Genomic DNA, 14,263 nt, shown 5'->3' on the forward strand with positions numbered 1-14,263 from the left:
TTACAGAAGTTAATAGATGAAAAATAGTTAAAAACTGTATAACTCCTTGATACATAGACTTATTTTATTTAACAAGTTATTAATTATAAGATAATCGGTACTTAAACGTATAGATTACAAATTTAGCTTTCTCATTCATTACCCTTCTGCTGTTTATATAAAAAAACCGAAAGCAAAGCCTTCGGTTATGATTATTTTTTATTTATTACCTTCCTCCCGGAGGACAATGTTCTTTTAAATATTTCGTAAACATTGTTGCCAGGTGAAGTGATGTTCCTTCTCCCTCACTAATAGAATGCGTTCTGTTAGGGTAAGACATCAACTGGAATTGTTTGTTGTATTTTACCAACTCATTAATATAGACTTCTGTATTCTGATAGTGTACATTATCATCACCTGTTCCATGTACCAATAAAAGATTTCCTTTCAGGTTTTTAGCATAAGCCAAAGGAGAACCTTTTACAAAATCTTCTCTGTTTTCCTGTGGAAGCCCCATATATCTTTCCTGATAGATGTTATCGTAGAATAGCTGATTGGCTACAGGTGCAATGGCGATTCCTGTTTGGTAAATTTCTGGATATTGACCTAAAAGGTTTAATGTGGAAGATCCACCACCACTCCAGCCCCATACAGCAACTCTGGAAGTATCTATATATGGCCATTTTGCAAATAAAGCTTTAGCTCCCATTGCCTGGTCACGAATATTAAGCTGTCCAATTTTACGGTAAACAGATTTTCTCCATTCACGTCCTTTTGGAGCTGGTGTACCACGGTTTTCAAGAGAAACATACAGATAACCATCCTGAGCCATATCACCAATATATAAGCTGTTCCAGCCTGTATAGAAATTATCAGTTACTGTTTGGGATCCAGGCTCACCATATACTGTGAAAACAATTGGATATTTTTTTGTAGGATCAAAATTCTTAGGTTTTACTACCCATCCATCTAAAGTAACACCATCTTGGGTTGTTATCTGGAAAAATTCTGCTTTGGATTTTGCAGGATCTGCTTTAGCGGATCTTTTTGCAGCTACCAATTCTTTATGGTCAGGAAGAGAAATCACCGTACCTGCAGAAACCCCATCTACACTACTGTTATTGAATATCGCAAGCTTTCCGTTTGGTGATATCGTATATTTGTTAGATCCGGTATAGGCTTCTGGTGTAATTCTCTCTGCTTTTCCGCCATCCAGACTTACTTTATATAAATACTCCTGAGCAGCATTTTTAGGTGAAGCTGAAAAATAAATTAACTTATTAGGAACATCAAAAAACTCTGGCTTTATAACATCAAAAGCATCCTTTGTAATTAATGTTTCCTTTCCATTCAAGTCTATTTTATAGATATGTCTCCAGCCATCCTTTTCGGATAGCCAAAGGAATTCCTTCCCGTTATTGATCCAATCCCATCCGCTTGGATCACCATCATTCCACATTGTTTTCACATCAATCCATGCCGGATCCGATTCCGATTGGATAGTTTTACTAGCTCCTGTAGAAGCATTTGCCAGAATAATTTTACTCTGATTTTGTTTTCTGTTCAGCTGTTGTAGAATAATTGACTTTGAGTCCAATACCCATTCCATTCTCGGAATATAATGTTGTACTTCATCGCCTTCTATATTGGCTTTTTTGGTAGTATTTGTAGAAAGATCGTAAAACCAGATGCTGCAACCTGAAGGGTTCTCGCCTACTTTTGGATATTCTACCGGAATCGTAAATGAATACAGACTATCGGTATTATTAATCATCAAAAAGTTCTTAGTACCATTGGCATCCAGCTTCCAGTAAGCAATTTTGTTTCCGTCCGGAGACCATCTGAAACCGTCTTTGGCACCAAATTCTTCTTCATAAGCCCAGTCGAATGTTCCATTAATCATTCTGTCGGTACCATCGTTGGTTATTTTGTTTAGTTTATTGTTTGCAAGATCCTCAATATAAATATTGTGTTTAGACACATAAGCTACTTTCTTTCCGTCTGGCGAAAACTTAGCAAACATAAGAGAGGCTTCAGGCAAACCTTTACCCAGCTGGGTAAGTTTCTTTGTATTTTTATTAAAAACCCAATAATCTCCCTTTGTATTCACCCGCCATACACGTTTTGTATTAGCAAATAATAACAGGTTATTTCCATCTGGAGATACCTGAAAACTTTGCACATTCAGCGGTGTTGAACTTCCTGCGGGAATAAGTGCTTCTTTTGGCAGAAAAGGCTGGTTTTTTCCGGAATTAACAAGATCTACAACCTCGATTCCGTTTTTGGTAAACGAATAATACGCATTCCCATCTGGCGTCCATTGTTTGTTCTGTGCTATCAGAGGAGAAATGCACAAATAACAAAACGCAAGGTTAACTAGTTTTTTTATATTCTTCATATCTGGTATTTAATTAAGCTAAATGTTGGGCTCTGTAGTTTTCAATTTCTTCAACCGTTTTAATTAGTCCATTTCCTAAAAGTCTGTATCCTTCATTTGTAATCAGGAAATCATCTTCAACACGTACGCCTCCGAAATTCCGGTATTCATTTACTTTATCATAATTGATGAATTCAGCATTTTTATTTTCTGCCTGCCATATATCGATTAGTTCCGGGATCATATAGATGCCAGGTTCTACGGTTAATACAAATCCGGTTTCCAGTGTTTTACCCAAACGTAGAGACTTAAGTCCAAAAGTTTTGGTGTCTTTCGGCTCTTCTTCGGTATAGCCAATGTATTGTTCGCCCAAATCTTCCATATCGTGTACATCTAATCCCATCATATGCCCTAATCCGCATTGGAAGAATAAAGTATGAGCATGATTTTTTACTGCCTCTTCAGGATTTCCTCTCATTAATCCTAAATCAGTAAGTCCTTCTACCAGATATTGGGAAGCTTTCAGGTGAATATCTTTAAACCTAACTCCGGGTCCTAATAGTTGTTGTGAATTGTTAAATGCATTCAGAACTATTTCATACATCTCTTTTTGCATGGTTGTAAAGGTATTGTCTACCGGAAAAGTTCGGGTAAGGTCACCGGCATATCCCATTGAAGTTTCTGCACCGGAATCATTAAGGAAAAGATCGCCACTTTTTAGAGTATTCAGTCGATAATGGTTATGAAGTATACCTCCGTTTATTGTTACAATTGGCGGATAAGACATCTGGCATTCTTTATTTGCTGCAAGATGCTGAATTGCGTTGGCGACTTCATATTCTTTGATACCTGGTCTGGCAATACGCATTGCCAGCAAATGCATTTCATTGGATACGTTTATGGCTTGCTCTATTTGTGCAATTTCCTGCTGTTCTTTTATAGAACGTTGTTTTACAATTGCTTTAATCAACTCAACAGACGGTTGTAATTCTGTGATTTTAATTCCAAGAAGAGCACCCAGCAATATTTTATTGGAAGGCTGATACGGTGGAAGGTAATGTACATTTCTTCCTGAAGCCTGAGCCTTTTGTACATATTTATAAAGCTCTGCATAAGGAAGGGTTTCATGTACATCAGATTTCAAACTCTTTTCTTTCAGGGTTTCCTGTCTGCCCATCCATACGATATCGTCTATACTGAGTTCGTCTCCGAAGATAATGGTTTTATTTTCGTCTATATCAATAATAGCTGCAATCCTGGGTTCCTTAATGCCAAAGTAATATAAGAAGCTACTGTCCTGGCGGAAGTAATAAGGATTGTGTTCAAAATTTACAGGGTTTTCTATGTTCCCTAAAAATAGCAAGATTCCGTTAGTAACATTGTCTTTTAATACGGTTCTTCTATTCTGGTAAGTTTGTGGTGAAAACATATTATGAATATTGGTTATTTAAAGGTTTAAAGTTACGATTTTATAATGTTTACAAGGTGTTGTTTATGAAAAATAAACCGCTTGTAAAGATTGTATTTTAATATGACATTCAATGTTTATATTTTGCTTAAATTCGGCAATATTTTAACACCTTACCCAAAGTTTAGTTTTTTGTATGAAAAGTCTTCAGTTCTCTGTACCCGCCAATACTAATAAAAGTATTAGTATCCAGGAAGATATAATGACTCATTTTTATCCTTATTTCCACCGTCACGACGAAACACAGATTATGTGGATTGTAAAAGGACACGGAACATTGGCTATTGAACAAAATCTACTCAGTTTTAAAGAAGGAGATATCTTTTATTTAGGAGCTAATCAGGCTCATGTTTTTAAAGCCGATTTTAAGAAAAATGAAAAACACAAAGTACATGCAGTATCTATTTTTTTTGATCCTTATAAAAAGATTTCCGGAATTTTTAATTTGCCTGAATTTGAGGAACTGAAGGATTTTATATCCGGTTCGGAGGTAGGTTTCCAGGTAGCACAAGAGCTAAAAGCTAATATAAGCGGTAAAATAAAAGAATTGCAAAAGATGCAGGGTGTGGAACAGATTATGTGCTTTATAAAAATCCTGAACGATCTTATGCTGAACAAAACACTTCATATTCCATTGTCTGCTGGTAAGAACTTCTCGGGTCATATTTCCGATAACGATAAGAGAATCATAGATGCCCAAAGTTATATCAGGAAAAACTTTGCCCAGCAAAAACTTACTTTGGATGATATTGCAGAACAAGCATGCCTTACACCACAGGCATTTTGCAGATCTTTTAAAAAACGGACAGGTATTACTTATATCCAGTATCTCAATGAGCTGCGTGTGCAGCGTGCCTGTAAATTACTTACATCTTCAGGAATGAATAGTATTTCTTCTGTTGCATTCAATAGTGGATTTAATAGTTTGACCAATTTCAATCGTGTATTTCGGACGATTATGAAATATTCACCTAAAGAGTATTTAAAGCGATATAAAGAGACTATAACTGATTGAAAATTACACAGGTGTTAAAATATGGTTAGAATCTATTAAAATATTAACATTTAGGGGTTTTAAATTCTGTTAGTTTTGGAAAAATAAATATTTGATATGAGTACAAAACTTAACTGGGAAGGAATTTACCCGGCTGTGTTAACTCCTTTTACAAAGGAAGGTGGAATAGATTTTGAGATGTTTGCTAAAAATACTGAGGCTCAGATTAAAGCTGGTGTACATGGTATTATCCTTGCCGGTACATTAGGAGAAGCCAGCGCATTGGAAACAGAAGAAAAATTTGAGCTTCTGAAATTTGCTAAAAAAATTACAGATGGAAGAATCCCGGTTATTCTTAATCTTTCAGAAAATACAACAAAAAGCGCTATAAGCTATGCGAAAAAAGCTAAAGAACTAGGTGCTGACGGATTAATGTTGCTTCCTCCTATGCGCTATAAAGCAGATGATTATGAAGTAACCGAGTATTTTAAATCCGTAGCATCTGCCACAGACCTTCCTATTCTTATTTATAACAATCCTGTAGATTACGGTATCTATGTTACCCTGGAAATGTTTGAAGAGTTAGTAGCCTGCCCTACTATTCAGGCCGTTAAAGAATCAACAAGGGATTTAGCAAATGTTACCAGAATGATTAACCGATTTGGTAAAAGAATTAAAATACTGGGAGGTGTGGATACAATCTGTCTGGAAACTTTAATGTTGGGAGCAGATGGTCTGGTAGCTGGTCTTGTAGATGCTTTTCCAAATGAAACTATGGCAATGTATAATCATGTTAAAACAGGTAATTATGATAAGGCTGTAACCATTTACCGTTGGTTTATGCCTTTATTGGAACTGGATATACATCCTAAACTTATTCAGTATATAAAACTTGCCGCTACTGCTGAAGGAATCAGTAATCCTTATGTAAGAGCTCCGAGACTTGAATTACATGGTGAAGAAGCCCACAGGATTAATAAAATAATTGCTGATGGTATAACAAACCGCCCTGTGTTGGATTAACGTCAAACAGAAATCTATGATTAAAGAAACATCCTTTCAGAGTATTGATCAAAGAATTTTATTGGCTACAGAAGCCTTTCAGTTTCTGAAGAATACAACTATAAAAGATCGGGAAGCCTTTATGAATGCTGTAGCCGATAAAATAGAAGCTTTAAATGAAGTTTTGCTGACGACAGCACATGCAGAAACATCTTTACCATTGGCCAGACTAACCGGAGAGAAAGCCAGAACTATCGGACAATGGCGAAGTTATGCTAAAGCTGTAGCAAAAGGAGTTTATACAGAGGCCAGAATAGATTTGCCACAACCTAACCAGATAAAAGCCGATTTACGTAAATATAATATAGGTCTTGGTCCAGTTGTAGTTTTCGGAGCCAGTAATTTTCCTTTTGCTTTTTCAACAGCCGGCGGCGATACAGCCAGTGCTATTGGAGCAGGCTGCCCTGTTATTGTAAAAGCACATCCTGCGCATTCTGAAACTTCACAAATAATGGCAGATGCGATAACTGAAGTTGTAAAAGAATTCGGTTGGCCGGAAGGTGTATTCAGTCATGTTACCGGAAAATCTAATGATACAGGTATCTATTTAGTTCAGCATAAAGAAATAAAAGCTGTAGCTTTTACAGGTTCATTTGTTGGAGGAAAAGCATTATTTGATCTGGCCAACCAGCGTGAAGAACCTATCCCTGTATTTGCTGAAATGGGTAGTATTAATCCTGTATTTGCATTTCAGAATCAATTAAACTCTAAAGCAGAAGAATTAGCGAAGGAATATGTTGCTTCTCTAACTTTGGGTGTTGGACAATTTTGCACCAATCCGGGAGTTTTTATTGCACAAAATGGGTCGGGATTCGAACGTTTTAAAGTAACATTACAAAGTGAAATTCCAAATATAACTTCTGTCAATATGCTGCATAAAGGGATTTTTGAAAGTTTTGAAAACAATAAAAAAAGAGTTTGCTCCCAGTCCGATATTGCTGTTGTTTCTGAAGTTAATAATGATATTAATCGATGGGAAGGACGTGCTATGGTTATTGAAACAACTGCAGCAAGCTTTATTAAAAATAAAATCCTGAGTGAAGAAGTATTTGGACCGTTTGGGATTATTGTCAAGTGTGAAAACAAAGAAGAAATGCTTCAGATTGCAAAACAGTTAAATGGCCAGTTAACGGCTACTATTGCTGCAACAAATGAAGATGTACGCGAGAATACCGATATAATAAATGCTGTAAAAGATAAATGTGGAAGACTCTTGTTCAATGGAATGCCAACTGGTGTAGAAGTCGTCTATGCCATGCAGCATGGCGGCCCATATCCTTCTACTACTGATGCACGTTTTACATCTGTAGGACCTGATGCTGTAAAACGATTTCTTAGACCAATAGCCTTCCAAAATTGGCCAGATGAATTTTTGCCGGAGGAGCTAAAGAATGAAAACCCTTTCCAGATTAGTAGAATTGTTGATGGTGAGGCGAATTTAGGATCATTAAAAATTTAAAAACGATGAACAGAACATTTTTTTGTATAGATTCCCATACCTGTGGTTGTCCTGTGCGGCTTGTTGCAGGTGGTGGTCCTGTTTTAAAAGGAAATTCCATGATGGAGCGCAGGCTTCATTTTATGAAAGAATATGATTGGATCCGAAAGGGGCTTATGTTTGAGCCTCGCGGGCATGATATGATGAGTGGCAGTATACTCTATCCGCCTATAGACGATGCAAATGATACCGGGGTATTGTATATAGAGACCAGTGGTTGTCTGCCTATGTGTGGACACGGAACCATTGGTACTGTAACTATCGCTATAGAAGAAGGTTTGGTAATTCCGAAAGTTCCAGGTAAACTGCGGTTAGAAACACCGGCAGGATTGGTTCTTATCGATTATATACAGGAAGGAAAGAAAGTGAAATCAGTAAAGCTGACAAACGTAAAATCTTTTCTATATGCAGAAGACCTGGTAGTTGAATGTCCGGATTTGGGATCGATAAAAGTTGATGTCGCCTATGGTGGTAACTTTTACGGTATTATAGATCCACAGGAAAATTTTAAAGATATTTCAGATTTCACTGCGAGCCAACTGATTCACTATGGAAAGCTGATTAGAAAATTGTTGAACGAGAAATACAGCTTTATACATCCTGAAGATGAAAATATAAACGGCTTAAGCCATATTCAGTGGACGGGAAATCCTACAGATCCTAAAGCAAGTGGCAAAAATGCTGTTTTGGTTGGTGAAAATGCATTAGACCGCTCCCCTTGTGGTACCGGAACATCTGCAAGAATGGCTCAGTGGTATGCTAAAGGCAAATTGAAACAAGGTGAAGAGTTTATTCATGAAAGCTATATTGGTTCTCAGTTTGTCGGAAGAATTGAAGGAACAACAACTATAAATGGAAAACCTGCTATAATCCCCTCGGTTGAAGGATGGGCAAGAATTATGGGTTATAATCATATCATTATCGACGATGAAGATCCTTACTGGTTAGGCTTTCAGGTTATGTAAGTATAAACATATGACAGAAAATAAAGGAAAAGCACTAATTATAGGTGCAGGAATCGCAGGGTTAAGTTCCGCTTATTATTTGTTACAGAAAGGCTGGCAGGTAGAGATATTGGAGCAAAATGATTTGTCTGATAATTGTTCGTATGGGAATGCAGGAATGCTTGTGCCTAGCCATTTTACACCATTAGCCGCTCCTGGCGTTATTGCACAGGGAATCCGCTGGATGTTCAATAGCAAGAGTCCGTTTTATGTAAAACCAACAATAAGCAGTAAGCTTATTTCCTGGGGATTACAGTTCTTAAAACATTCTAATCAGAAACATGTAGATGCTTCTGCATCTGCAATCAGAGACCTGAATCTGGCCAGTAGTACATTGTATAATGAATTGGCCAAAACAGATGGTTTTAATTTTGAACTGAATCAGAATGGTATTCTGATGCTTTACAAAACTGAAAAAGTCGCAGAAGAAGAAGCTGAGTTAGCTCATATTGCCAGAGAATTAGGTTTAAATACAGAAATTCTGGATCAAAAGGAGATTCAGGAATTGGAACCCAATATTAATTTGGATGTTATAGGTGGTGTAAATTACAAATGTGACGGACATTTAAATCCAATGAAACTAATGTCACAGCTGATTTCTTATCTTAAGAATAAAAATGTTGTTTTTCATACCCACCATCGTGTTTCAGGTTTTGAGATTTCCGGAAATAAAATAAATGCCGTCATTGCTAATGGAATAAAGTTTACAGGAGATCAGGTTATTATGACAGGAGGCTCATTTCTTCCAGAGTTAGCTCAAAAAGCCGGGATAAAAATTCAGTTAATGCCCGGAAAAGGTTACTCTTTTATTCATACACCGGATGATCCGAAAAGTAAGCTAGAGCATGCTGCATTATTATTGGAAGCAAGAGTTGCCGTAACGCCTATGGGCGGAAAGATACGTTTTGGAGGCACAATGGAGCTTGCACAGCATCAGCATAAAATTAATATGAACCGGGTTGAAGGTATTGTAGCGTCTATTCCAAAGTATATGCCTGACTTTAATATACCCCTTCCAAAAGAATCAGATATCTGGTATGGCTACAGACCATGTGCTCCGGATGGTCTTCCCTATTTGGGTACTTCTTCTAAATTGAAAAATCTTATAATTGCTGGCGGTGGCGGAATGATGGGATTAAGTTTAGGACCTGTTTTTGGAAGAACGGTTTCTGAAATTGCCAATGGGGATAAGCTATCTGTTGACATTGATATTTTCAGGCCTGAAAGGTTTGGTTAGTATATTCTGAGAAATCCAAATTACTTAATATATGAAAACAAAAAATGTATTTACAGATTATGCGTTAAAGATGGCTTTTTCTATAAGTTTTATGTTATTCTTTTCTTGTGAAAGTAAAGAACTTGGAACATCAGAGGAATTACAGGCAAAAGTAAAAGCTTCATCTGTTCTTTCTGCTGATAATCTGGAGAGCGGACAGAAAACTTACACTTTCTCACAAGCAGCTGGTGGCTTAAGAAGCTACTATATTTCCATTCCTAAAAACTATGACAAAACCAAAAAATATAAGCTTTTGTTTGTTTTTGCAGGTACTGATTCAACCGGTGAATCTATGTATGATTGGATGGGTAAAGGATGGAACTCCAATGTTTCAGGGTTAGAAAAGCTTATGGATAATACTATTTTTGTTTATCCGGACCAGAAATATGTATGGCAGGATAATAATGGTAAAGACATAAAAGGATGGGCACTGGGAGATTATGCAGCTCCATTCAACGGTAATCACGATATTCAATTTACCAAAGAACTTTTAGAGCTTATACAAAAAAGCTATTCCATTGATAGTAATCGCATTTTTGCAACAGGACATTCCTGGGGTGGGGATATGACCAATGTTACAGCTTATTTCTTAAAAGGAATCTTTAGAGCTGTGGCTCCGGTTGCGGCTAATAAACCTTATTGGTTTGAAAATAATGGAAACTTCATCCATGATCCTAATTACAGTGGAAATACAGCTGTATGGATATTCTTCGGTCTTAAAGATGATTACTTTAAAAATGATAGTATTGATGGTGATTTTGGGAAACAACAATCTGATTTTTGGGTGTACGAAAATGGTGGAGACATCAATGATTATACATCAAAACAAATTGGGAATAAAGGAGATGTTACACTTACTTATCCGGGAACTTCACAAGTAAAACTTACCTTGTATGATTATGGTCAATATTCCGGAGGTGGAAGTGCAAGAGGGCATCAGCCACCAGATTATTATTTCAAAGCTGTTACAGACTGGTTCAATGCGTTTTAAAAATATTAATTATCTATGTGTGTTAATCACAAAAAATGCTAGTACCAAAATTTTGTGATATAAGGTTCTGGAATTCCAGAACCTTTTTCAATCTAAAAATCCGGCTTACAGGCCGGATTTTTTTAATTGAGTTTTAGTTCAATCGGATTATTTTCTCTTTTTAGTTTTTCTTTTGCTGTTTTTTCTATCTGCCGGATCATGTCATTTGGATCTGTAACATCTTTACCATTTACATTGAATTTCATTTTTACACCAGGCCTGTTAAGGAGCTCCCGCATACTCTGTCCGGGATCTTTTTTATACTGATCCACAAGCTTAAGATATTGTAATTGGGAAATATCCAGAGGCTTATTCCTCAGTATAGATAATTCGGGTGAATTGCTGGCCGTGAGTTGCTCGTCTGTCATTTTTTTCACTCCTTTCAATTCCATAGTGTGGGTTTTATCTGCACTCTCAATTTTTACAATCAGGCCAGGAAGTCCACGGAATTTGTAAGGGCCATCCTGAAAAGGAATATCGGTGGTAAACCATGCTATCCATTTCCGTCCGGCAAAGTTGGTTTCCGCTTTTTGAGCATTGAATTCACCTATTTTTTGCTGGTCTTTTAATATTTTCCATTCTATTTTGCGATCGTCCAGAACTTTATATTTTGACATTCCACCAACTGCCCCGACATTGGTTAGCAGATAAGTCTTGTAATCCGGATAGTCTTTCTCTACGGAAAAATTAATACTTCCTTTATATCCTGATTTCATCTGAATATTGGAAGCACCCGTTTTCATTTGTTTTTCGACTTCAGCTTTTATGATACTGTCATTTTCATATTTGGCCTTGCTATAAAATTTAGAACCGGATTTACTTATATCTAGAATCATATGCTCAGTAGTTAATGAGTCTTTTCGGGTAGAATCAATTGCATATTTATATTCATAGGTAAACCTTTGGGCTGCTATATTGGTACAGAATGCTATAAAAAAGATGAAAAGAAATAATAATTTTTTCATACAGAATATTTATAATTGTTGTTCTATAAGGTTGTTTTCTTTTTTTATTTGCTCTTTAGCTGTTTTTTCCATCTGCTTCAGAATTTCGGCATTGTCACTAATAATACGTCCATCGATATTAATGCTTACTTTCATATTCGGTTTGTTCATCATTTCGCGATAACCTTGTACAGGGTCATTTTTATATTGTGCTATGAGTTTTTTATACTGGCTTTGATTTACAGATAGTCTCTTTCCCATTTTTTCTTTATAAGCAATTGCATCTGTTTCTTCTTTTGTCAACTCTCGTTCAGGAATTTTCTTTACCGCTTTTAACTCCATTATATGAGTATGCTTTGCATCTTCAATTTTTACAATAAGTCCCGGAAGTCCATGAAATTTGTAAGGTCCATCCTGAAAAGGAATTTCAGTAGTGAACCATGCTATCCATTTTCTTCCGGCAAAAGTTGTCTCAGCTTTCTGAGTATCGAACTCTCCTATTTTTTGTTTATCCAATAATATTTTCCAGTTAAGTTTACGGTCATCTAAAACTTTATAATCTGTATTTCCAATACCCATTCCTACAGAAGTGCTGAACTCAATTTTAAAATCCGGATAGCTTTTTTCTATAATATAATCTATGCTTCCTTCACCAAAGCTTTTATTTACAGAGATACTACCGGGATTCATTTTCATTTGCTTAATGATAGCAATTGTCTGAATAGAATCAGAATCAAATTGTTTCTTGCTGTAATATTTTGAGCCAGTTTTCAGAACATCCAGAAACATATACTCAGATTTTAAAGAATCTTTTTTCAAAGAGTCGTTGGTAAATTTATATTCATAAATAAACCGCTGAACCTGCCCTTGTACAGTTAATACAATAAGCAAACAAAAAATTGATATTGCATTTTTCATAATTACTTTAGTAAATCCAATTCTAGAATATTATTGTCCTTTTTCAGTCTTTCCATATCTTGTAGCTCCCGCTCTTTCATCATTTTATTCATATCTATAGGATTACCACTGGAATCTCTTAAAACCTGGTTCGAAATAGTAGCCATTCTTTGCTTAAACTCTGCTGTGGGATCCTTTCGGTACATTTTGTAGATTTTCACATACTGTGGGTAAGAAACATCTACAGCTTTCTGGGATAAAATAAATTCCCTATTGAAAGGAATCACCAGTTTACTTACTTCTTTCAGTTCAAATACATGAGATTTGCTTGTATCTTCAATTTTAACAATAAAGCCAGGAAGCCCATGGAATTTATATGGACCATCCTGAAACGGAATTTCAGTAGTAAACCATGCTGTCCACCTTCTTCCGGCAAAAGTTGTCTCGGCTTTCTGTGTCTCATAGTTCCCTACTTTTTGTTTATCTGAAAATATCTTCCAATCGAGTTTACGATCATCGATAATCTTTAAAGCTTTTCCTGTTGTAGAACTTTCCTGTGTAACCTTAAAATCAGGATAGCTTTTATATATTCTATCTCTGAATCGACCTTTTCGCATATTAGTTTTAACATTAATGCTATTTGTTGCTTTAAGCTGCCTTTCCATGTCTGCTTTCGCCAAAGAATCACTTTTGTAAACTTCATAACTATAAAACAGTGAACCTTTTGGAGTAACTTCCAGATGGGTGACTTCAGATTTAATATCATTTGCATTGGTAGAATCCGGTATAAATTTGTATTCATACACAAATTTCTGATTTTGTGCATAGAGTATGCCGTATCCGGCAAGGAATAAGTAAAGGATTTTCTTCATATTATTTTAGTGTTACTGCGTTATTCTTTTCAATTGGATTGTAACTATCACGCATTGTTTTTTGTGAATTTTCGGTTGCTTCTTTTAAGTCAGCTTTTGTCTTATACTCTTTATCTCCTATTCTTATGCTCCATCTACCCTCAGGTGCTCCTCTTGCCCATGCAAACGGGTCATTGTAATAGTCTAGAAATAATTTTTTATACATAGCCATAGATATTCTTGTAGGTGCCTGGCCATAATAGGTTTCTAAAAAATTATCAGTAGACTGAGTTTTGCTGAAATTTTTATTTTTTACTAATTTATAATGAAAATGTCCTTCATTGTCTGATATTTCGAAAATTAATCCGGGTAAGCCTCTGAATTTGTATGGGCCTTCATTAATCTGAATATCCGGAGCAAACCACGCTGTCCATTTCCTTCCACCAAAATCAGTTGTAGCTTTCTGAACTTTATACGTATCTATTTGTTTAGTTTCATCAGATAAATCCCATTTCATAGGATCTTCTGAAGGAAAAGCAAAATAGTCACTAACTCTGTGAAAGTTAGTATTATTAAAAGAATTTAGATCTCTCTTTAATAATTGTTTCGTTTCACTGCCTCTATAATGCCGGATTGCATCCGGAAGCTTATTCAAAGAATCTGTTTCCAGAAATCCATATTCATAGAATTTTACATCCTTAGGATTAATATCCAACACCATATTGGCATTTCGTTTACTATTCTCAGTAATATTATCTGTATAGGTAAGCTGATAGATATATCGTCGGGTCTGAGAGTGCATAAGAATACTAATGCACAATAAAAAAGTAATTGTGAATTTCATGGGTTTGGTGTTTGAAAAAGGCTGCTTCCGCAGCCTTTT

General features: G+C 36.0%; 12 protein-coding genes. 6 read left to right on the top strand and 6 right to left on the bottom strand.

The features are described from left to right. Positions 1-205: 205 nt before the first annotated feature. Together BAZ10_RS02965 and BAZ10_RS02970 are read right to left on the bottom strand one after the other, a co-directional pair. Positions 206-2,377, bottom strand: a complete 2,172-nt coding sequence (locus BAZ10_RS02965; RefSeq protein WP_078770777.1) for a S9 family peptidase — start codon at positions 2,375-2,377, stop codon at positions 206-208. 13 nt (positions 2,378-2,390) lie between these two features. Continuing rightward, positions 2,391-3,785, bottom strand: coding sequence for an aminopeptidase P family protein (locus tag BAZ10_RS02970; protein ID WP_078770778.1), 1,395 nt, complete (start codon positions 3,783-3,785; stop codon positions 2,391-2,393). Positions 3,786-3,960: 175 nt separating this feature from the next. Between BAZ10_RS02970 and BAZ10_RS02975 the strand changes: the two genes are divergently transcribed. The 6 genes from BAZ10_RS02975 to BAZ10_RS03000 all read left to right on the top strand — a co-directional run bounded on the left by BAZ10_RS02975 (position 3,961) and on the right by BAZ10_RS03000 (position 10,649). Further along, positions 3,961-4,839 (top strand): AraC family transcriptional regulator, encoded by an 879-nt coding sequence (locus tag BAZ10_RS02975; RefSeq protein WP_078401905.1) that lies wholly within the window; start codon positions 3,961-3,963, stop codon positions 4,837-4,839. Between the two features lie 96 nt (positions 4,840-4,935). Further along, on the top strand, positions 4,936-5,841 hold the full coding sequence (locus BAZ10_RS02980; RefSeq protein ID WP_078770779.1) for a dihydrodipicolinate synthase family protein: 906 nt from the start codon (positions 4,936-4,938) through the stop codon (positions 5,839-5,841). Between the two features lie 16 nt (positions 5,842-5,857). Next, positions 5,858-7,339, top strand: a complete 1,482-nt coding sequence (locus BAZ10_RS02985) for an aldehyde dehydrogenase (NADP(+)) (RefSeq protein ID WP_078770780.1) — start codon at positions 5,858-5,860, stop codon at positions 7,337-7,339. Positions 7,340-7,344: 5 nt separating this feature from the next. Continuing rightward, on the top strand, positions 7,345-8,343 hold the full coding sequence (locus tag BAZ10_RS02990) for a 4-hydroxyproline epimerase (protein ID WP_078770781.1): 999 nt from the start codon (positions 7,345-7,347) through the stop codon (positions 8,341-8,343). Between the two features lie 10 nt (positions 8,344-8,353). After that, positions 8,354-9,619, top strand: a complete 1,266-nt coding sequence (locus BAZ10_RS02995; protein ID WP_078770782.1) for an NAD(P)/FAD-dependent oxidoreductase — start codon at positions 8,354-8,356, stop codon at positions 9,617-9,619. Between the two features lie 31 nt (positions 9,620-9,650). Further along, complete coding sequence (locus tag BAZ10_RS03000; RefSeq protein WP_078770783.1) at positions 9,651-10,649, top strand: alpha/beta hydrolase family esterase; 999 nt, start codon at positions 9,651-9,653, stop codon at positions 10,647-10,649. 122 nt (positions 10,650-10,771) lie between these two features. Here BAZ10_RS03000 and BAZ10_RS03005 read toward each other — a convergent pair whose 3' ends face one another. Genes BAZ10_RS03005 through BAZ10_RS03020 form a run of 4 tightly spaced genes read right to left on the bottom strand, consistent with a single transcriptional unit; the run spans position 10,772 to position 14,224 of the window. After that, positions 10,772-11,653, bottom strand: coding sequence for a GLPGLI family protein (locus BAZ10_RS03005; protein ID WP_078770784.1), 882 nt, complete (start codon positions 11,651-11,653; stop codon positions 10,772-10,774). A gap of 9 nt (positions 11,654-11,662) precedes the next feature. Beyond that, on the bottom strand, positions 11,663-12,550 hold the full coding sequence (locus tag BAZ10_RS03010; protein WP_078770785.1) for a GLPGLI family protein: 888 nt from the start codon (positions 12,548-12,550) through the stop codon (positions 11,663-11,665). A 2-nt stretch (positions 12,551-12,552) separates the two neighbouring features. Then, positions 12,553-13,401, bottom strand: a complete 849-nt coding sequence (locus BAZ10_RS03015) for a GLPGLI family protein (RefSeq protein ID WP_078770786.1) — start codon at positions 13,399-13,401, stop codon at positions 12,553-12,555. A 1-nt stretch (position 13,402) separates the two neighbouring features. Next, positions 13,403-14,224, bottom strand: coding sequence for a GLPGLI family protein (locus BAZ10_RS03020; protein ID WP_078770787.1), 822 nt, complete (start codon positions 14,222-14,224; stop codon positions 13,403-13,405). Positions 14,225-14,263: the final 39 nt, after the last annotated feature.

The sequence above is a fragment of the Elizabethkingia occulta genome (assembly GCF_002023715.1).
Lineage (GTDB): Bacteria > Bacteroidota > Bacteroidia > Flavobacteriales > Weeksellaceae > Elizabethkingia > Elizabethkingia occulta.

Bases quoted from the DNA above. Each gene is read 5' to 3' on its own strand.
- BAZ10_RS03015 (WP_078770786.1), bottom strand. From the start codon at position 13,401: ATGAAGAAAATCCTTTACTTATTCCTTGCCGGATACGGCATACTCTAT.
- BAZ10_RS03010 (WP_078770785.1), bottom strand. From the start codon at position 12,550: ATGAAAAATGCAATATCAATTTTTTGTTTGCTTATTGTATTAACTGTA.
- BAZ10_RS02990 (WP_078770781.1), top strand. From the start codon at position 7,345: ATGAACAGAACATTTTTTTGTATAGATTCCCATACCTGTGGTTGTCCT.
- BAZ10_RS02970 (WP_078770778.1), bottom strand. From the start codon at position 3,785: ATGTTTTCACCACAAACTTACCAGAATAGAAGAACCGTATTAAAAGAC.
- BAZ10_RS02985 (WP_078770780.1), top strand. From the start codon at position 5,858: ATGATTAAAGAAACATCCTTTCAGAGTATTGATCAAAGAATTTTATTG.
- BAZ10_RS02975 (WP_078401905.1), top strand. From the start codon at position 3,961: ATGAAAAGTCTTCAGTTCTCTGTACCCGCCAATACTAATAAAAGTATT.
- BAZ10_RS02965 (WP_078770777.1), bottom strand. From the start codon at position 2,377: ATGAAGAATATAAAAAAACTAGTTAACCTTGCGTTTTGTTATTTGTGC.
- BAZ10_RS03005 (WP_078770784.1), bottom strand. From the start codon at position 11,653: ATGAAAAAATTATTATTTCTTTTCATCTTTTTTATAGCATTCTGTACC.
- BAZ10_RS03020 (WP_078770787.1), bottom strand. From the start codon at position 14,224: ATGAAATTCACAATTACTTTTTTATTGTGCATTAGTATTCTTATGCAC.
- BAZ10_RS03000 (WP_078770783.1), top strand. From the start codon at position 9,651: ATGAAAACAAAAAATGTATTTACAGATTATGCGTTAAAGATGGCTTTT.
- BAZ10_RS02980 (WP_078770779.1), top strand. From the start codon at position 4,936: ATGAGTACAAAACTTAACTGGGAAGGAATTTACCCGGCTGTGTTAACT.
- BAZ10_RS02995 (WP_078770782.1), top strand. From the start codon at position 8,354: ATGACAGAAAATAAAGGAAAAGCACTAATTATAGGTGCAGGAATCGCA.